Consider the following 19,472-nt stretch of genomic DNA (forward strand, 5'->3'; position numbering starts at 1 on the left):
GGCATCAGCACCTGGGCCGCGGGCGGCGGCCACGACATGCACGGCAACGCCCGCGACGCGTCCTACGGCGCCTCGGAACTGCGCACCGACCAGGGCATCCCGGTCGTCTACCGCAGGCTCATCGTGGACTCCGCCCACGCCTGCCCCGAGTCCGATGTCACGCCCGCCCTCATGGCGGCGATGCTGAAGGCCGAGAGCAACTTCGACCCGAACCTCTCCGACCCGGCCAGGCACGAGTTCGGCATCGCCCGCTGGACCCCCGCCGTCCTGCGCTGGTACATGCGCGACGACGGTGTCCCCGCCCCGGCCACGCCCACCCCGCCCCTCACCCCCTCCGTCTCCATCCCGGCCATGGGCCGCTACCTCTGCTTCATCGCGCCCCACCTGAAGGCCGGCCTGCCCGGCGACGAGCGGGTACTGCTCGCGGCCGCCTACCGGACGTCGTACTCGAAGGTGAACGACGCGGGCGGAGTTCCCCCGAAGTACCGCGACTACTGCGCCCGCGTCGCCCACTACCTCAAGGAGTACGCGCCCGCGGGCAAGAAGTGACCCTGAGACGTCCGAGGTACCGGCCGGAGGGTACGGCTGCGACGGTGGGACCACTCCGCCACGGACCGCTCGGCCCGGCGGAGCGACCGACACCGTTCGTTCACATGGGGGAACACGTGAACATCGCCAAGCCCGCCGCGCTGCTCGTCGCGGCCACCGCCCTGCTCGCCGGCTCCACGGCCTGGGCCACCGCGGCCACCCCGGACGGCACCCGCGTCACCGGCGTCCAGCAGGTCGCCGACCAGGTCCTCGCGGGCCACCCGAAGCCGCTCTCGGCCTCCGCCGACCAGGTCCGCTACGACGGCCTGACCCTGACCAAGGCCCCGAAGCTGGCCGCCAAGAAGGACCTGGACTGTGCCTACGGCCACCTGTGCATGATCGTCAGGGGCACCAAGTTCGACTTCTACAAGTGCCAGACGTGGACCGTCTCCAACTGGACCGGCGACGGCCCGTTCACCAACAACCAGACCCCGGGCACGGTCGCCAGGTTCTACAACCAGGACGGCAGCGTCCGCTGGACGTCGACGGCGTACGAGGCCGGCACGGCGACGTGGGACCCGATCTACTCCCTGCGTCCCTGCTGACCCGGCCCGGCAAAGGCCGACGGCCTCCGGCTCCCTCGGGGGAGGGCCGGAGGCCGTCACGCGTATGCGGTGCTCAGTGGAAGAAGTGGCGCGTGCCCGTGAAGTACATCGTCACGCCCGCCTCCTTGGCGGCCTCGACGACCTGCTCGTCACGGATCGAACCGCCCGGCTGGACGATCGCCCGGACACCGGCGTCGATGAGGATCTGCGGGCCATCGGGGAACGGGAAGAACGCGTCCGAGGCTGCGTAGGAGCCGTGCGCCCGCTCCTCACCGGCCCGCTCGACGGCCAGCTTGCAGGAGTCCACCCGGTTGACCTGTCCCATGCCGACGCCGACCGAGGCGCCGTCCTTGGCGAGCAGGATGGCGTTGGACTTCACCGCACGGCACGCCTTCCAGGCGAAGGCCAGTTCCTTCAGCTCCTCGTCGCTCAGCGCCTCGCCGGACGCCAGCGTCCAGCCCGCCGGGTCGTCGCCCTCGGCCTGGAGCCGGTCGGTGACCTGGAGCAGGACACCGCCGTCGACCTGCTTGGCCTCGACCCGGTTGCAGGGCGCGCCCGGAGCCCTCAGGACCCGGATGTTCTTCTTCTTGCTGAGGGCCTCCAGGGCCCCCTCCTCGTAGTCCGGGGCCACGATGACCTCGGTGAAGATCTCCGCGACCTGCTCGGCCATCTCCCGGCTCACCGGCCGGTTGACGGCGATGACACCGCCGTACGCGGAGACCGGGTCGCAGGCGTGCGCCTTGCGGTGCGCCTCGGCGACGTCCGAACCCACCGCGATACCGCAGGGGTTGGCGTGCTTGATGATCGCGACGCACGGCTCGTCGTGGTCGTACGCGGCACGGCGGGCGGCGTCCGTGTCCGTGTAGTTGTTGTACGACATCTCCTTGCCGTGCAGCTGCTCGGCGTCCGCGAGCCCGCCGCTGCCGTCGACGTACAGGGCGGCCGGCTGGTGCGGGTTCTCGCCGTAGCGCAGCGTGTTCTTGCGCTCGTAGGTGGCGCCGAGGAAGTCGGGGAATGGCGACTCGTCCACCGGGGCGTACGAGGAGGCGAACCAGGAGGCGACGGCCACGTCGTAGGCGGCGGTGTGCTGGAACGCCTCGGCGGCCAGGCGCTTGCGGGCGACCAGGTCGAAGCCGCCGTCCTTGACGGCCGAGAGCACGTCGGCGTACCGCTCCGGGCTGGTGACCACGGCGACGGAGGGGTGGTTCTTGGCGGCGGCACGGACCATCGACGGCCCGCCGATGTCGATCTGCTCCACGCACTCGTCGTCCGAGGCGCCCGAGGCGACCGTCTCGCGGAACGGGTAGAGGTTGACGACGACGAGGTCGAACGGCTCGACGCCCAGCTCGGCGAGCTGCTCGCGGTGGCTGTCCAGCCGCAGGTCGGCGAGGATGCCCGCGTGCACCCTGGGGTGCAGGGTCTTCACCCGGCCGTCCAGGCACTCGGGGAAGCCGGTCAGCTCCTCGACCTTGGTGACGGGGACGCCGGCGGCGGCGATCCGGCCGGCCGTGGACCCGGTGGAGACGAGCTCGACACCGGCCTCGTGCAGCCCGCGCGCCAGGTCTTCCAGCCCGGTCTTGTCGTAGACGCTGACGAGCGCGCGGCGAATGGCCCGCTTGGTGCTCTCGGCCGTGACTGTGCTCTCGGCGGTCACTGGATTACTACCTTTCGTCCCTCAATGCGATGGCCGTGGCGGGCGAGCCGCCCCACGACCTCGACGAGCAGCCTTCGCTCGACTTCCTTGATGCGCTCGTGCAGCGCGCTCTCGTCGTCCTCGTCCCGGACCTCGACCACGCCCTGGGCGATGATCGGGCCGGTGTCGACGCCGTCGTCGACGAAGTGGACGGTGCAGCCGGTGACCTTGGCGCCGTACGCGAGCGCGTCACGGACACCGTGGGCCCCCGGAAAGCTGGGCAGCAGGGCGGGGTGCGTGTTCACGAACCGCCCGCCGAAGCGCGCGAGGAACTCCTTCCCCACGATCTTCATGAACCCGGCGGAGACCACGAGGTCGGGCTGGTGGGCGGCGACGGCCTCGGTGAGGGCGGCATCCCACTCCTCACGGCTGCCGTAGTCCTTCACCTTGCACACGAAGGTCGGCAGCCCGGCCCGCTCGGCGCGGGCGAGCCCCTCGACACCGGCGCGGTCGGCCCCTACGGCAACGATCCGGGCGCCGTACTCCTCGGCTCCGGTGCGCTCGATCTCGTCCAGGAGCGCCTGCAGATTGGTGCCGGATCCGGAGACCAGCACGACGAGGCGCTTGACCGCTGAGCCGGCGGGGGTGGCGGCCACGTTGGGGCCCTTTCTGGGGTGGCGACGGGTCGAGCCGGCGCTTTGTACATTCGTACGAATGCGTTACGCCCCTCGATACAGGGAAGTCTACGAAGCGGCCGACCGTCAGCAACGATACCGGCACCTCGGGAAGGCCCCCACGGGACGGGGGCGTGGCCGGAAGGTAGCGTTCGCAGGGAATCACGCAAGGATCACGAAGGGCACCCTCGGGAACGCGGTCGTCGTACGGTGCGTTGTCGGGGTGGAAGCTCATATCGGACAGCCGTGTGCACAGCCGTATTCACCTAGGGGAAGACGCTCTTTTGATGCCCGATCGCAGCCTGCGAGTCCTCACGTTCCCTCTCGGCCCGCCCCGGGGAGGCGAGCGTGGCACGGTGCTGCGAGAGCGGCCGGCATCGCCGCCGGAGGCTCGCGGTGGCGGCCAGGGCGGTCGGGGCGGAGCTCCCGGGACTGGTGGTCAGGCCGGCGGGCATGGTGGTGCGGGTGGCCGTGCAGGTCACGACGAGGCCGCGGGGCAGGGCGGGACCGGCGGGCACGCGGGCTCCGGCGGGACCGGCGGTCACGGCGCGCCTGGGGGGCACGGTGGCCCGGGCGGTGACGGACGCGGCGGTGGGCGGCAGGACGACAATCCCTTCGCGCCACCGCCCGAGGGCGCCCCGGACCGGCCCTGGCAGCCCCGCCACCCCGAGGGCTCCGGTCACGGCACGGGCCCCGGGGGCGGCTCCCCGTGGGGCAACCAGTGGAGCGACCGCCAGCCCGGGCGCTCCCCCGGCGGTTTCGGCGAGCGGCCCGGCGGCGGTCCCCAGGGCCCCGGCGGACCGGCCGGCCCCGGCGGCATGCGCTGGGATCCCACCGACCCCGCCCAGCGCCGTGCGCGCTACGCCCTGCTGTCCGGCATGTGGGCCGTCTTCTTCGCCCTGTTCAGCTGGCCGTACGTGTCCCTGCTGCTGGGCGCGCTGGCCCTGTACTGGGGCAGCAGCGCGCTGCGCGCCAAGCCGCGCACGACGAACCCCGACACCCCGGCGCCGCCACCGGGCGCGGGCCGTCCCCAGGTCACGGCAGCCGTCGGCGGCCTGGTCACGGCATCCCTGGCCCTGGTTCTGGTGGCCTCGACCTTCACCGTCCAGTTCGTCTACCGCGACTACTACACCTGCGTGAACGACGCCCTCACCCACGAGGCCAAACAGTCCTGCGACCGGCTGCTCCCGCAGGAGCTGCGCGGCGTCCTGGGAGCGGGGAACAGCTGAGGCCGCGCTGGGGGGCGTGATCCGCTCGGTGCCGGGTGGGTCCGGTGAGATGGCGGTGCTTCCGCCGGCCGCAGGCATGGGTCCGGCGGGGTCAGTGGGCCGTCGCCGTGTCCGGGGGTTCCGGAGGGGCGGGGGAGGAATCGGAGAGGTCCGGGAGGTCCGGCTGAGGGGCCGGCGGGGGCGTGTCCGCGCCGGGCGCTGGCTCTGCAGGAGGCGTCGACTCCGCACGGGACAGTGGCTCCGCAGGGTGCGGTGACCCCTCGCGAGGCGTTGACTCGGCCAGGGGCCTTGCGTGGGGCAGTGACTCTGAGCGGGGCAGTGACTCCGCGCGGGGCAGCGACTCTGAGCGGGGCAGTGGCTCTGCCGAGGACGTCGCCCCCACGCGAGGTGTTGACTCCGCCGGGGGCCTTGACTGCGCGCCAGGGGTTGGCTCTGCGGGTGGGCTTGACTCCGGTACCGGCGTCGAAGGGCCTGCGGGGGCCGCAGCGGGGGTGGGCAGGTCGGGGGAGGCGGCTGCCTCTCGCAGGGCCGCCCAGCGTGAGGCGCGGGTCAGGTCGTCGTGCCGGTCGGGCGGGAACGGGTCGTCGGCCGGGAGGAAGTCGTACAGCTCCTCTTCGTCGGGCGCGGAGACCTCCGGCCGGATGACAGGGCTTCTGCCCTTACCCGACTCCGTGCCCTTGGCCGACTCCTTGCCCTTGCCCGGCTCCTTGGCCTTGCCCGCGAGACCCTTGCCCCTGCCCCTGGCCGCCTCCTCCTCCGGCTCCGCCTTCCCGCCCTCGGCAGTGGTCTTCGTCTGCGTCGTCCCCTGGTCCTTTCCGGCCCCGGCGTTGCCCGTCGCCGCCCCCGGCCCCTGCGTCGGGAGCTCCCCGCCCCGAGCGCCGCGCCCGCGCCACAGCCGCCACGCCCGTACGACCAGCGCCACCGGCATCCCGAACAGCGCCGTCCACACCCCCGCCGCTCCCCCGGTCTGCCACCACACCGGTCCGAAGCGGGCCAGCGCGGACACGCCGAGCGGGCCGCCGGCCAGGTCGGCGAACAGGGCGAGAGCCGCCGCGCAGAGCACCGCGGTCAGCAGCACCATCCCCGCGGTACGGGCGGCCGACCAGCGGGCCGACACCGGCGCACCCGGCTCCGGCCGCCGTACCGCCCCGCGCGCCACGAACCACCCCGCCGTCATCCCGGCCGCCACCGGCACCAGCCCCGCCGCCCAGTTCGGCGGCGTCCCGGCACCCGCGTCCGGCACCGCCGCCAGCAGGGGGAACGGCGGCAGCAGCGGGGCCGGGTCCGAGGCGAAGGGCTGCACCACGTGCCCGACGCCGAGCAGGAAGCCGGGGCCGAGGGCGTAGGACGCGGCCCACACGGCCGCGTTGGGGATCAGCGCGATGCCCAGCAGCAGCACCGCGAACCGCCCCGTCCAGCCCTCCGTCAGTTGAAGGAAGGACGCCCGCGCCGCCCCGCCGTGCCACACCAGCGACACCGCGAGCGCCAGCGCCCCGCCGCCGAGGAACACCGCCGCAGCCGCACCGGTGGCCCGTACGGCCGTGCCCAGCCGGGCGCGTGCGTCCTCACCGAACACCAGCCGCCGCACCGGTCCCGGCAGCACCGCCAGCGCGCTCAGCACCGGCTCACGCGGACGGCCGTACGCCGCCCACACCCCGGCCGCCGCCGAGCCCGCCGCGACCAGCGGCAGACACACCGTCACCCAGGGCCAGGAGGGCCGCAGTTCGCCGCCCGAGCAGTACAGCGCCACCGCGCCGCCGACGCCGAGGTAACCGAGGACGACCCCCGTCCACACCGTGTACGCCGGTACCGGCGGCGGGCCGTCGGCGTCGGCGGGGGCGTCCACCGCGTCCCTGGCCGCCCGGTACACCAGCCACACGGGCAGTGCCAGCAGCAGCAAGGGCGTGACACCCACCGGCATGGGCGCGCCGGAGAGCGTGTCGGTGCGGACCAGTTCGACGCCGTGGGCCAGCAGCCACAGCGCACCGGCGACATGCAGCGCGCCGCCCGGACCGCTGTCCGGGTACGGCGAGCTGACCCACAGCACCATCAGCAGCGCGGCGAACGAGGCGAAGCCCAGTCCGGCCGCGACGGCTCCGCCCAGCAGGCTCGCGGCCAGTCCGGGCTCGCGGTCCCGCATCCGGGTCAGCAGGGGCGACAGCGAGGTCAGCAGGGACGACAGCGAGGGTCGGCGAACGGTCATCGGGATCACGCCCGCCATGCTCCCAATGACACACGCTTTCCGGTCGTAACAGGCGAACTTCCGTAGTGTCGCTCAATATACGATTATGTTCTTTTTCGCACGTAAGGGTGCGCGGTGACGACGCAGAGCGCCGCCGGTCCGCTGCCACCGCCGAAGGAGCGCCGACGCCTGCGCCGCTCCCGGTCGCTGACGCGGGCTCAGGTCGCGGTGCGGGTCGGCGTCCGCCGCTCGACGCTGCGCGCGTGGGAAACCGGCCGCCGCGTCCCGCAGGGCGGCGAGGGCGAGGCGTACGCCAGGCTGCTGACGGCGCTCGCGCTCCAGGAGACCGCCGAGACGGTGGAGACGGTGGAGACGGTGGAGATGGCCGAGACGGTCGAGACGGTCCAGACGGTCCAGACGGTCGAGACGGCGACAGCGGCCGGGGCGGGCCGGGGGACACCCCTGGCCGGCACGCCCGCTCCCCTGACGCCCGCTCAGGCCTTCGACGAGCTGTACGCCTTCTGCGCCCCCTCCCTCGTACGCCAGACCTATCTGCTCACCGGGCGCCGGGAGCTGGCCCGCGAGGCCGTGGCGCGGGCGTTCCAGCTGGCCTGGCAGCGCTGGCCCGAGGTGGCCCGGGACCGGGATCCGGGGAGCTGGGTGCGGGCGGCGGCGCACGACTGCGCGCTCTCGCCCTGGCACCGCTTCCGGCCCCGGTACCGGCACCCGGAGCCGCCGCCCGCCGACCCGGCCGACCGGGCGCTGCTGCACGCCCTGCTGGACCTGCCGCCGACCTACCGGCGCACGCTCGTCCTGTACGACGGTGTGGGCCTCGACCTGCCGGAGACGGCGGCGGAGACGGAGGCGAGCACACCGGCCGCCGCGAACCGGCTGACCCACGCCCGCGAGGCGCTCGCCGCGCGGCTGCCGGAGCTGGCCGACCCCGCCGAGCTGCATCGCCGGCTGCGGGCGCTGGCCTCGGCGGAGCTCCTGCACGCGGCCCTGCCGGAGCCGGTGCGGCGCGAGGGCGAACGGCGGAACGCGTTGTGGACCCGGGCGGCGATCGCGTCCACGGTGACGATCATCGGCGCGACGACGCTCACGGTGTGGTCGGCGCCGACGCACTACGAGGCGCCGCTCGCCCCGGCCCAGGCCGTGCAGGGGGTTCCGCCGGTGGGGGTGATGGGACCGCTGTCGCGGGAGGAACAGGCGCTGCGGGCGAAGTTGAGGGGGGCTGCCGCGAGCGGGCCGGAGAGGGTGCTCCCGGAGGCACGGTGAGCGTTCGACGACCCGCCTTGGGGCTGCGGGCCGTCCGCCGACTGCGGATCCGCCGTGGCTGAGCGCGCAGTTCCCCGCGCCCCTACGGGGCGCTCCCCGCCACCGCAGCCTGCGGGCAGTCGTGCCGCTGGGGCGGCACGGGTGGGCGCAGGCGGCACCCACCCAGCGTGGCGAGCGGAAGCGTCGGTGGGCCCGCCCCAGACAACGGGACGGGCCCACCGACGCTCAGCTAAGCCACTCAGGCCGAGAGGATCTCGCGGGCGAGCTTCGCCGTCTCGGTCGGGGTCTTGCCGACCTTGACGCCCGCGGCCTCCAGGGCCTCCTTCTTCGCCTGGGCGGTGCCGGAGGAGCCGGAGACGATGGCGCCGGCGTGGCCCATGGTCTTGCCCTCGGGCGCGGTGAAGCCCGCGACGTAACCGACGACCGGCTTGGTCACGTTCTCCTTGATGAACGCGGCCGCACGCTCCTCGGCGTCGCCACCGATCTCACCGATCATCACGATGAGCTCGGTCTCCGGGTCGTCCTGGAACGCGGCCAGGGCGTCGATGTGGGTGGAGCCGATGATCGGGTCGCCACCGATGCCGACGGCCGTCGAGAAGCCGATGTCACGCAGCTCGTACATCATCTGGTAGGTCAGCGTGCCGGACTTCGACACCAGGCCGATGCGGCCCGGCTTGGTGATGTCGCCCGGGATGATGCCGACGTTCGACTGGCCCGGGGTGATGATGCCGGGGCAGTTCGGGCCGATGATGCGGGTCTTGTTGCCCTTCTTGCCGGCGTACGCCCAGAAGGACGCCGAGTCGTGCACGGCGATGCCCTCGGTGATGACGACGGCCAGCGGGATCTCGGCGTCGATGGCCTCGACGACCGCGTCCTTGGTGAACTTCTCCGGCACGAAGATGACGGAGACGTTGGCGCCGGTCTTCTCGATGGCCTCCTTGACGGTCCCGAAGACGGGTACCTCGGTGCCGTCGAAGTCCACGGTGGTGCCCGCCTTGCGCGGGTTCACGCCGCCCACGACGTTCGTGCCGTCACCGAGCATGAGCTTGGTGTGCTTCATGCCGGTGGCGCCGGTCATGCCCTGGACGATGACCTTGCTGTCCTTGTTGAGCCAGATAGCCATGGTGTGTTGGTGTCCTCGTCCTGAGTGCTTACTTGGCGGCGGCCAGCTCGGCGGCCTTGTCGGCCGCGCCGTCCATGGTGTCGACGCGCTGCACCAGCGGGTGGTTGGCGTCGGTGAGGATCTTCCGGCCCAGCTCGGCGTTGTTGCCGTCGAGGCGGACGACGAGCGGCTTCTCGACCTTCTCGCCGCGGTCCTCCAGGAGCTTCAGGGCCTGCACGATGCCGTTGGCGACCTCGTCGCAGGCGGTGATGCCACCGAAGACGTTGACGAAGACCGACTTGACGTCCGGGTCGCCCAGGATGATCTCCAGGCCGTTCGCCATCACCTGGGCGGAGGCGCCGCCACCGATGTCCAGGAAGTTGGCGGGCTTGACGCCACCGTGCTTCTCACCGGCGTACGCGACGACGTCCAGGGTGCTCATGACGAGACCGGCGCCGTTGCCAATGATGCCGACCTCGCCGTCGAGCTTGACGTAGTTGAGGTTCTTCTCCTTGGCGGCGGCCTCGAGCGGGTTGGCCGCGGCCTTGTCGTGGAGCTCCTCGAACTCGGGGTGACGGAACTCGGCGTTGTCGTCGAGCGACACCTTGCCGTCGAGGGCGATGACGTCGCCGGAGGCGACCTTGGCCAGCGGGTTGACCTCGACCAGGAGGGCGTCCTCCTTGATGAAGGTGTCCCACAGCTTGACCAGGACGTCGGCGACCTTGTCGGCGACCTCGGCCGGGAACTTGGCGGCGGCCACGATCTCCTGGGCCTTGGCCTTGTCCACACCGTCGATGGCGTCGATCGCGACCTTGGCGACGGCCTCCGGACGGGTGGCGGCCACCTCCTCGATCTCCATGCCGCCCTCGACGGAGGCGATGGAGAGGAAGGTGCGGTTGGCACGGTCGAGGAGGAAGGAGACGTAGTACTCCTCGAGGATCTCCGGAGCGGTCTCGGCGATCATGACCTTGTGGACCGTGTGGCCCTTGATGTCCATGCCGAGGATGTCCGTCGCGCGGGCGACGGCCTCGTCCGGGGTGGCGGCCAGCTTGACGCCGCCGGCCTTGCCGCGACCACCGACCTTCACCTGCGCCTTGACGACGGACTTGCCGCCCAGACGCTCGGTGATCTCGCGCGCCGCCTCAGGCGTGTCGATGACTTCACCGGCCAGCACCGGTACATCGTGCTTGGCGAAGAGGTCCCTCGCCTGGTACTCGAACAGGTCCACGCGCTTCCGTCCCTATCAGTGATCTCGCGGTTCGTTGGATGCGTGGGCGTGCCGCGAAGGGCAACGTGACGTCCGCTTGTCACTAGGGGGGCGCACACGGTGTCCGAGCGCGCGGCATGTCCGTCTCGCAGGTTATCGCCGCTTGCGGGAGCTCCCTAAATCGAGGGTCACACGTGAGCGGTGATACCTGTCACATGATGCCGGATCTGTTGGCACGCCGTGCCGCAATCGGGGTGGTGTGCGAGGCCTCACCGGGCTGGGGTTGACCCGGTGAGGCCTCTGGGGCGGCCCCGGTGGTGCCGGGGCCGGGGCGGTTGATCCCCACCCCAATGGGGACCACCCGCCCGGGCCGCGGGGCCCCGGCCGGACGCGCCGACGGCATTCGGCCGTCCGGGTCCGGACACCCCGCGGAGCGGTTCGGGGCACTCAGCCCTGCTACTGGATGCCCTGTGCGGCACCCGGCACGCCGTACCCGCCCGGGACACCCCGGACGTGCGGGGAGTCCGGGAGGCTCGCGTAATCCCGGAAGTCCTGGAGGCCCTGGACGCCCTGGACGTCGTGGAGGCCCTGGGGGCCCTGGACGTCGTGGAGGTCGTGGGAGTCCTGGAGGTACGCCGGTACGGCCGTACGGGTGACCCCTTCGCCCCCGCCGACCGCGTGACCCGCCAGCGAGCCGCCGTCGTCCCGCACCGTGCCCTGGACGTCCTGGGCGAACCCCCCGGTCTGCCGGCCGACCGGAGCGGCCGTACCAGTGGCTGCGGCCGCGAAGGGCCCGGCCTCGCCCGCGACTCCATGGGCCAGCCCGACGGCGCTCCCGCCGACGCCGCCGGCCACCGGCAGCACGGTCCCGCCGACCTGCCCGGCCACGGGAGCCACGGTCGCGGCGACGGTCCCGGCCGCCCGGTGCACGGTCCCGGTCGCGGTCCCGGCCACCTGGTAGACGGTGGTGGCGGCGGTCCCGGCCACCTGGTAGACGGTGGTGGCGGCGGTCCCGGCCACCTGGTGCGCGATCCCCGTCGCGGTCCCGGCCACCTGGTAGACGGTGGTGGCGGCGGTCCCGGCCACCTGGTGGGCGGCCCCCGTCGCGGTCCCGGCCACCCGGTGTGCGGTGCCCGTGGCGGTGTGCGCCGTCTGCGTGACCGTGGACGTGGCGGTGCCGGTGAGCGGGGCCGTCGCGCCGGTGACTCCGGCCGCGAAGGGCGGCACCTGGGCGGTGACCCCGTCGGCGAAGACTCCGGTCCGCGCGGTCAGGCCGTGCGCGAGCGGGGGTACGGCGCCGACGGCACCGCCCGCGAAGGGCTGGGCGTCACCGGCCACACCCTGGCCGAGGGCGCCCGCGTCCGCGACGGCCTGCCCGGCGACCGGCACGACGCCGTGCACGGCACCGGCGGCCACCGGCGGCAGCACCGCGTCCGTGGCGTCCCGCGCGACCTGCCCGGCCGGCCCGCCGACGTACGCCGTAGCGCCCGCTGCCACCGGCCGCACATCGCCTACGGCGCCCAAGGCGACCGCGTGCACCCCGGACACGGCGCCCCCGGCCGTCCCGTACACACCGGGGGCGGTGTGCGCGGCGGTTCCGTACGCCCCCGACACCGCAGCCCCGGCGGTCCCGTACACCCCGGACACGGCGCCCTCGGCCGTCCCGTACACACCCGACACGGCGCCCCCGGCCGTCCCGTACACACCCGACGCGGCGCCCTCGGCGACGCCCAGCGCACCGGAGACCGCGCCCCCGGCGGCCGCCTGCACGGCGGGGACCTCGTGCCCGACGGTTCCGTACCCGCCCGCCGCCGCGTGCGCTGCCGTGCCCCGCAGGCCCGTCACAGCCTCGCCGGCGACCGGCACCGCGCCGTTCAGCGCCGTGGAGGCCACCGGGGGAAGGACGGCGGCCGTCGTCTCGTCCACCACCGGGGTGACCGCACCGGGTACGGTCCGGACCGTGCCGACGACCCGCTGCCCGGCAGCCGTGGCCGCACCGCTGACGTGCGCGGGCACACCGGCGACGGAGGCCTCGGCCACGCCGGCCGCCCCGGCCGCCGTGCCGGTCACGGCGGGCGCGGCACCGGCGGTCCGGCCCTGCGCCGCGGCGACGGTCTGCTGTGCCGTCGTCCGTACGGCGCCCTCGACACCCTGCGCCTTGAGGCGGGCGGCCGTCTGGGCGGCCTGGAGCTTGGTCTGGGCGGCGGCCAGCGCCTGCTCCAGCTCGGGCGCGAAGGAGGAGAGCGGGCCGAAGAGGTAGTCGATCTCGTCCTGCGGGGTGACGTGGGGGACGGCCCGGGAGGCGGCCGAGGCGGCGCGCGCGGCCGTGTGGGCGGCATGGGCGGCGGGTCCGGTGACGTGCGTGCCGTCGGCCTGGACGCGGGCCCGCACGTGCGGCCGCGCCTCACGGGCCGCCTGAGCGCCCCTGACCGCCTCGGCGCCCCGGATCTTCGCGGCGGCCGGGATCTTGGCGTCGACGTAGCGGCGGGCCTGGTCGGCGGTGCCGGTGGCGGTGGACGCGGTCGAGGTGAGCGAGGTGGAGGAGGCGGCCGGGGCGGCGGGGGTGGCCGCGGTGGCCGTACCGGTCAGGCCGGAGACGGTGCCGGTGACGGTGTTCTGAACTCCGGACACGGTGTCATGGACGCCGCTGAGGACGCCGTCGACCGTCCCGGCGACGCTGTCGGTGCCCGCGTCCGGGACGGAGACGGAGCTGGTGGACAGCTCGTCGGCGCTGGCGACGGCCGAGCCGAGCGCCCACGCGCCGGTGACACCGGCGGCTATCACGATCGAACGGCGGATGTTCTTGTTCATTGCGTGCGTCAAGTCCTTTGGACATGGCCGGAAACGGCCGGGATCGGCTGGGGGTGCCGCCCGGAGACCGCTGAACGCCGGTCGCGCTGACGCTTCGACGGCTGACGGTGCTCGACAGCGCTGATCGCTGGAGGGTCCGGACGGACGGGCAGACCTGTTCCGCCCCCGCTCGACAGGTCCGTGGCGGGGAGGTCGGCCCTGCTGCCTAGCCGGGGAAGACGGGGATGTCCCGGTGCCGGTCCCGGGTGCGGGGCGCGTCCACGCGCGCCGTGGCGCCGGGCGCGAGCCACAGGGGCGCCCGGGCGTCGAGGGTGACGGCGTGCGCGTCGCCGTGGCGGGACGCGCTGCCGTCGGCGGCCTGCTTGCCCGGCACGCCGTCGGAGTCTCCGCCGGGCGCGGGTCGGCCGGGAACGCCCGGGACCGCGGCCCCGTGGCGCGCGAAGGTGTGCGCCACGCGCTGCGGCACGGCGACGGCCACCGGGCCGTACACGGCACCCGGCGCCGGTGCGCCGACGGCCGTACGACCCTGGGCGCGGGCATGCCCCTGCATCGGCCGCTCCACCGGAGCGGGCGCCGCCGTACCGCTGTTCGGCCGCGGGCCCGGCGCCGTGGATTTCGGCCCGGGCGTCAACTGGGCCGGTGCGTCGGTGACTTGGGGGAGGCCCAGCAGAGGCAGGGAGGGCGCCGCCGTCCGGGGCCGGTCGGCCACGGCCTGGGCGGCCGTGGTCTCGACAGTCCGGGAAAGGGTGGTGAGCACGTCACGTACGGGGGTGACGGCCTGTCCACCGACGCTCTGGGCCCGCGCGGTGACCCGCCCGACCGCCGTACGGACCACCTGCACCGCAGGTACGGCCTGTACTGCCGGTTCGGCCTGCACTGCCGGTACGGCCTGTGCCGACCGTGCGGCCTGCGCTTCCCGTGCCGCGCCCGCATGCGCGGCGGCCGCCTCGGACCTCACGGAGGTCGCCTGAGCCGGCGACGGCGCCGGTACCGGCGCCCCGTCGGCCGCGTGCGCCTGTTCTCCGCAGAGGAAACCCAGCGCGAACAGCCCACCCACCAGCAGCGTCAGTTGGAGCGCACGCCGCCCGGCCGCCGTACGCAGCACGCGTACGGTGGTACCAAGGAGGGCTGCTGGGAAGGTCAAGGAGCTGGATCCTCGGCTCGGCACGACATGGGCTCCGCCGATCCTTGCACGCGACGCCGGAGCCCGCGCAAGCCCCCTGTTACCGATGGGTAGTCATGTCCCTTTTCTCGCCCCTTTCGTGTCCGGAGTCACACCGTGTCCGGTATGGGCAGCGGCCGCTTCTCCAGTGCGGCGGCCATGACCTCGGGGAACAGGTCCGGCGTGCAGGCGAAGGCCGGTGCGCCGAGCGCGGCGAGCGCCGCCGCGTGCTCCCGGTCGTAGGCGGGCGCCCCCTCGTCCGACAGCGCGAGCAGCGCCACGAACTGCACCCCGGACGCCTTCATCGCCGCCACCCGCTTGAGCATCTCGTCGCGGATGCCGCCCTCGTAGAGGTCGCTGATCAGCACGACCACGGTCTCGGCGGGCCGGGTGATCCGTGACTGGCAGTAGGCCAGCGCCCGGTTGATGTCGGTGCCGCCGCCGAGCTGGGTGCCGAAGAGGACGTCGACCGGGTCGTCCAGCTGGTCGGTGAGGTCGGCCACCGCCGTGTCGAAGACGACCAGCCGGGTGCTGATCGACCGCATGGAGGCGAGGACCGCGCCGAACACGGACGCGTGGACCACGGACGCGGCCATCGACCCGGACTGGTCGATGCAGAGGATGACCTCCTTCTTCACGGACCGCGCGGCCCGCCCGTATCCGACGAGCCGTGCCGGCACGACCGTGCGGTGCTCGGGCAGGTAGTGCTTGAGGTTGGCCGCGATGGTGCGGTTCCAGTCGATGTCGTGGTGGCGCGGGCGGCTGATCCGCGCGCTGCGGTCGAGGGCGCCGGTGAGGGTGGCCCGCGTACGGTTCGCGAGCCGCTTCTCCAGGTCCTCAACGACCTTGCGCACGACCGCGCGTGCGGTCTCCCGCGTCGTCTCCGGCATCGCCTTGTTCAGCGAGAGCAGCGTGCCGACCAGGTGCACGTCCGCCTCCACCGCTTCCAGCATCTCCGGCTCCAGCAGCAGGGCGGCGAGGCCGAGGCGGTCGATGGCGTCGCGCTGCATGACCTGGACGACGGAGGACGGGAAGTACGTACGGATGTCCCCGAGCCAGCGCGCCACCGACGGCGCCGAGGCCCCGAGCCCCGCCGAACGGTCCCGGCCCGCCTGCGGCTTGTCCCCCTTCCCGTACAGCGCGGCCAGCGTGCCGTCCATCGCCGCGTCCCGCCCGGACAGCGCGCATCCGGTGCCGTCGGCCTGCTCCCCGCCGAGCACCAGCCGCCAGCGTCGCAACCGCTCCCGCGCCGGGTCGAGCGCATCCGTCGTTGTCGGTTCGATCGTCACGTGCCCACCTCCACAAGGTGGTTGTCGTCGGCCGTCTCGGCCTGTCCGTCCAGGCCGAGCAGCAGCCGCAGTACCGGTAGTACGGCGTCGGCGCGCCCGGTGTCCGGCTCGGCGGCGAAGCCGGGGGTCACGGCTTCGTGGGCCACCTGGCCTCCCGGTCCGCGCCGGACCAGTTCGCCGAGCGTTCTGCGCACCCCCGGTTCGTACGCCGCGAACGTGCGCCGCAGCAGCGGCAGTACGTCCGTGAAGGCCTCCGCCGGCACCCCGGTCAGCCAGCCGTCCACCAGGCCGCGCAGCCGCTCGTCGTGCACCAGCAGCAGTCCGCCCCCGCCGCCGGCGAAGCCCTCGATCCAGGCGGCGGCGTCGGCGGGCGGCGTCCCCGGCGACAACGCGAGCCCCATCAGCCGCGCCGCCTCCTCGGACCCCAGCTCCCCGTCGTTCAACAGCAGCCGCACCGCCCGCCCCCGGAGCACCCCGGCCACGCCGTCACGCGACGACAGGACCCGCAGCACCGCTCGCCAGCGGCCCCGCAGATCCCCGTGCCCGGCACCGGTGACGGCACCGCCGTCCACCCCGCCCCCGGCACGCCCTCCGGTCCCGGAACCGGTCGCGGTCGATGTCTCCGCCAGCAGCCCCACCGCTGTGTGCACGGCGTCCACATGGGCGCGCATCTCGTTCGCCGCGTCCGTGTCGAGCGCGGTGCACGCCGGGGGCAGGCCGACGAAGACGCGTTCGGCGAGGCCTGCGGCGACGCCGGCCAGGGCGCCGGTGTCGGTGCCGCGCACGTCGCCGTAGCGCAGGGAGCGGACCAGGGCGGGCAGGGCCTGGGCGAGATGGCCCACGTCGGCGTCGAGCGCGGCCCGGTCGGCGAGGATCCGCATGACCACGGGCAGGGCGTCCGGCAGCCCGGCGAGCAGGCACTGCTCGGCGAGCGCGGTGACGTCGGCGAGGGTGCGTGCGGCCGTCGCGTCCGACTCGGCCTTCGCCTGTGCCGCGCCCAGGACGGTCGTCCCCCACACGCCCGCCTCGGCGACCCGCACCGACAACTCCGGCTCCCAGCGCAGCCGCCACGTCTCCCGGAAGGTGCCCGTGCTCCCGCGTGACCGCGTGGGCTCGCCCCAGTCCACGCCGAGCAGCCGGAGCCGGTGCAGCAGCCTGCTGCGGCCGGCGTCGGTGTCGCCGCGCAGGTCCAGCTCGAGTTCGCGCTCCAGCGCCTCGGGTCTGAGCCGCAGCGCACGCTGCTGCCGCGTCAGGTCGCGCTGCAGCGGCACCGCGGGCGCCGACTCCGGGACCTCCCCGAGGACGTCCCCGACCACCAGCCGGTCGTGCACCAGGGCCAGCGGCACGTCCGAGCCGTCGCCCATCACCGCGCGCACCGCGTCGGTGGTCTCGCCCAGCCCCGGCAGCGGGCGCCCGCGCAGTGCCGCCAGGGTCTCCGCGAGCCGGACGGCCTCGATGACGTGGGCGGAGGACACGATCCGGTCCTCCTCGCGCAGCAGCCGCGCCACCTTGGTCAGCCACCGCTCGACCGGCCGGTCGGGGGCGTGGAACAGATGGCCGTACCAGCCCGGTGAGTCGATGCCCGCGCCGTACCCGCTGGACCGGGCGAGCCTGTGGTGGGTCCAGGGCACCCAGGTCAGGTCCGCCTTGACCTTGGGCAGCCCCTTCAGCAGGGACCGGTCCGCGGTGACCGTGGTCCTCGCGCGCAGGGCGGGCACATGCCAGGCCCCGCAGACCACGGCCACCTCGTCACCGAACTCCTTGCGCGCGGCGCGCAGCCGGAGCCGCATGTGCGCCTCGCGGACCAGGTCCCGGGAATGCCCGCCGACGCCGTACCGCTCGCGGAGAGCGCCCATCGCCTCCTCCAGGGCGCCGAAGGGCGCGAAGGGGTCCCGCTCCCCCGGCCCCCGGTGCTCGACCACGTCCTCCCACCAGCGCTCGGGATCGTCGTACCCGGCGGCCTCGGCGAGCACGGCGAGCGGATCGACCCGGGCCTGCTCAGCGCCGTCCCGTCCGTCATCGGCGCGCTGCGGATCCGCCGCGGTGTTCTCCTCTCCTTTTCCCTCACGCTCGTTCCCCTCGTGCTCGTTCCCCTCCTGCTCGTTGCCCTCCCCCTCTCTTCCCTCTCCTCCCTCCCACGCGAGCGTGTGCGCGGCCGGCAGGTCGATGAAGTGGGCCGGGACGCCGTGCCGCAGGGCCCAGCGGATCGCCACCCACTCGGGGCTGAACTCGGCGAACGGCCAGAAGGCCGAGCGGCCCGGCTCATCGACGGCATGGGCGAGCAGGGCGACCGGGGGCCGCAGGCCGGGGTCGGCGGCCAGCGGGATCAGCGCGTCGGCCTCGGGCGGACCCTCGATCAGGACGGCGGCGGGCCGGGCGGCGTCCAGGGCGCCGCGTACCGCGCGGGCCGAGCCGGGGCCGTGGTGCCGCACGCCCAGCAGGAGCGGTCCGGAGCCGTGCGCCCTGGGCCAGCGCGTGTCGTCGGTCTTGTCGTCGGTCTTGTCGTCGGTCTTGTCGTCGGTCATGCGGTCACCTCCCGGCAGGCGCGGTAGAAGTCCGTCCAGCCCTCGCGTTCGCGGACGACCGTCTCCAGGTACTCCTGCCAGACGACCCGGTCGGCCGCCGGGTCGCGCACGACTGCGCCGAGGATGCCGGCGGCGACATCGTCCGGCCGCAGCACACCGTCCCCGAAGTGCGCGGACAGCGCGAGCCCGTTGGTGACGACGGAGATCGCCTCCGCCGTGGACAGCGTGCCGCTGGGCGACTTCAGCTTGGTGCGGCCGTCGGCGGTGACGCCGTCGCGCAGCTCGCGGAAGACGGTCACGACCCGGCGGATCTCCTCGATGCCGTCGGGCGCGGCCGGCAGGTCCAGCGAGCGGCCGATCTGCTCGACCCGGCGGGTGACGATGTCGACCTCGGCGTCGGCGCTCTCGGGCAGCGGCAGCACGACGGTGTTGAAGCGGCGGCGCAGCGCGCTGGAGAGGTCGTTGACCCCTCTGTCCCGGTCGTTGGCGGTGGCGATGAGGTTGAACCCGCGGACCGCCTGGACCTCCTGGCCCAGTTCCGGGATGGGCAGGGTCTTCTCGGACAGGATCGTGATCAGCGTGTCCTGGACGTCGGCCGGGATACGGGTCAGTTCCTCCACCCGGGCCGTCATGCCCTCGGCCATGGCGCGCATGACGGGGCTGGGCACGAGGGCGTCGCGGCTCGGCCCGTGCGCGAGCAGCTGCGCGTAGTTCCAGCCGTAGCGGATCGCCTCCTCCGGGGTGCCGGCCGTGCCCTGCACCAGCAGGGTGGAGTCACCGCTGACGGCGGCCGCGAGGTGCTCCGAGACCCAGGTCTTGGCGGTGCCGGGCACGCCGAGCAGCAGCAGGGCGCGGTCGGTGGCGAGTGTGGTGACGGCGACCTCGACGATCCGGCGCGGGCCCACGTACTTGGGTGTGATCACGGTGCCGTCCGGCAGGGTGCCGCCGAGCAGGTACGTGGCCACCGCCCACGGCGACAGCTTCCAGCGGGCCGGGCGCGGGCGGTCGTCCTGCGCGGCGAGTGCGGCGAGTTCGGCGGCGAAGGCGTGCTCGGCGTGCGGTCGCAGCGCCTGTGCGGTGCCGGACGCGCCCTCACCGGCGGTCGGTTCGGCGGTGGTCGGTCGCACGGGCGCAGACGCAGACGTGGCAGAAGCAGACATGGCTGACATGGCTGAGGCCCCCTCCAGCTCGGCCGGTTCGGATCTGGCATCCACCGTGCACCACGCCACTGACAATCGCCCTGACCT

14 protein-coding genes are annotated in these 19,472 nt (G+C 74.0%); 4 read left to right on the forward strand and 10 right to left on the reverse strand.

Features of this window, described 5'->3' with window-relative positions:
• Together ABB07_RS15045 and ABB07_RS15050 are read left to right on the forward strand one after the other, a co-directional pair.
• Window positions 1-549: lysozyme family protein (locus ABB07_RS15045; RefSeq protein ID WP_482268571.1), on the forward strand; the 549-nt coding region annotated here is incomplete at its 5' end.
• Window positions 550-653: 104 nt separating this feature from the next.
• Window positions 654-1,133 carry a hypothetical protein gene (locus tag ABB07_RS15050; protein ID WP_244189365.1) on the forward strand — a complete coding sequence of 160 codons (480 nt, stop codon included), beginning with the start codon at window positions 654-656 and terminating at the stop codon, window positions 1,131-1,133.
• Window positions 1,134-1,206: 73 nt separating this feature from the next.
• Here ABB07_RS15050 and purH read toward each other — a convergent pair whose 3' ends face one another.
• Window positions 1,207-2,787: a bifunctional phosphoribosylaminoimidazolecarboxamide formyltransferase/IMP cyclohydrolase gene (gene purH, locus ABB07_RS15055; protein WP_208899205.1), complete on the reverse strand. Its 1,581-nt coding sequence runs from the start codon at window positions 2,785-2,787 to the stop codon at window positions 1,207-1,209.
• Entirely contained in the window at window positions 2,784-3,422 is a 639-nt protein-coding gene (gene purN, locus ABB07_RS15060) for a phosphoribosylglycinamide formyltransferase (RefSeq protein ID WP_208899206.1), read from the reverse strand. Before purN ends, purH begins: the two co-directional genes overlap by 4 nt.
• 305 nt (window positions 3,423-3,727) lie before the next feature.
• Here purN and ABB07_RS15070 point away from each other — a divergent pair, with 305 nt between their 5' ends.
• Complete coding sequence (locus ABB07_RS15070; protein ID WP_425264723.1) at window positions 3,728-4,669, forward strand: hypothetical protein; 942 nt, start codon at window positions 3,728-3,730, stop codon at window positions 4,667-4,669.
• Window positions 4,670-4,760: 91 nt separating this feature from the next.
• On the opposite strand, the gene ABB07_RS40830 is transcribed toward ABB07_RS15070, so the two are convergent.
• Window positions 4,761-6,890 (reverse strand): cell division protein PerM, encoded by a 2,130-nt coding sequence (locus ABB07_RS40830; RefSeq protein WP_244189366.1) that lies wholly within the window; start codon window positions 6,888-6,890, stop codon window positions 4,761-4,763.
• A gap of 96 nt (window positions 6,891-6,986) precedes the next feature.
• Here ABB07_RS40830 and ABB07_RS15080 point away from each other — a divergent pair, with 96 nt between their 5' ends.
• Window positions 6,987-8,129, forward strand: a complete 1,143-nt coding sequence (locus ABB07_RS15080) for a transcriptional regulator (protein WP_208899207.1) — start codon at window positions 6,987-6,989, stop codon at window positions 8,127-8,129.
• A 238-nt stretch (window positions 8,130-8,367) separates the two neighbouring features.
• Here ABB07_RS15080 and sucD read toward each other — a convergent pair whose 3' ends face one another.
• From sucD to ABB07_RS15115, 7 genes are all read right to left on the reverse strand, one after another.
• Window positions 8,368-9,252, reverse strand: a complete 885-nt coding sequence (gene sucD / locus ABB07_RS15085; protein WP_208899208.1) for a succinate--CoA ligase subunit alpha — start codon at window positions 9,250-9,252, stop codon at window positions 8,368-8,370.
• 28 nt (window positions 9,253-9,280) lie between these two features.
• Window positions 9,281-10,459 (reverse strand): ADP-forming succinate--CoA ligase subunit beta, encoded by a 1,179-nt coding sequence (sucC, locus tag ABB07_RS15090; RefSeq protein WP_208899209.1) that lies wholly within the window; start codon window positions 10,457-10,459, stop codon window positions 9,281-9,283.
• A gap of 435 nt (window positions 10,460-10,894) precedes the next feature.
• Complete coding sequence (locus ABB07_RS15095) at window positions 10,895-13,249, reverse strand: hypothetical protein (RefSeq protein ID WP_208899210.1); 2,355 nt, start codon at window positions 13,247-13,249, stop codon at window positions 10,895-10,897.
• Window positions 13,250-13,454: 205 nt separating this feature from the next.
• Window positions 13,455-14,393 carry a hypothetical protein gene (locus ABB07_RS15100; protein ID WP_208899211.1) on the reverse strand — a complete coding sequence of 313 codons (939 nt, stop codon included), beginning with the start codon at window positions 14,391-14,393 and terminating at the stop codon, window positions 13,455-13,457.
• Window positions 14,394-14,521: 128 nt separating this feature from the next.
• Window positions 14,522-15,700: a VWA domain-containing protein gene (locus tag ABB07_RS15105; RefSeq protein ID WP_244189367.1), complete on the reverse strand. Its 1,179-nt coding sequence runs from the start codon at window positions 15,698-15,700 to the stop codon at window positions 14,522-14,524.
• Window positions 15,697-18,225, reverse strand: a complete 2,529-nt coding sequence (locus ABB07_RS15110; RefSeq protein ID WP_244189368.1) for a DUF5682 family protein — start codon at window positions 18,223-18,225, stop codon at window positions 15,697-15,699. The genes ABB07_RS15105 and ABB07_RS15110 overlap by 4 nt, the downstream gene beginning before the upstream one ends.
• Complete coding sequence (locus tag ABB07_RS15115) at window positions 18,222-19,385, reverse strand: ATP-binding protein (RefSeq protein ID WP_425264724.1); 1,164 nt, start codon at window positions 19,383-19,385, stop codon at window positions 18,222-18,224. The genes ABB07_RS15110 and ABB07_RS15115 overlap by 4 nt, the downstream gene beginning before the upstream one ends.
• Window positions 19,386-19,472: the final 87 nt, after the last annotated feature.

The sequence above is a fragment of the Streptomyces incarnatus genome (assembly GCF_001027185.1).
Taxonomy (GTDB): domain Bacteria; phylum Actinomycetota; class Actinomycetes; order Streptomycetales; family Streptomycetaceae; genus Streptomyces; species Streptomyces puniciscabiei.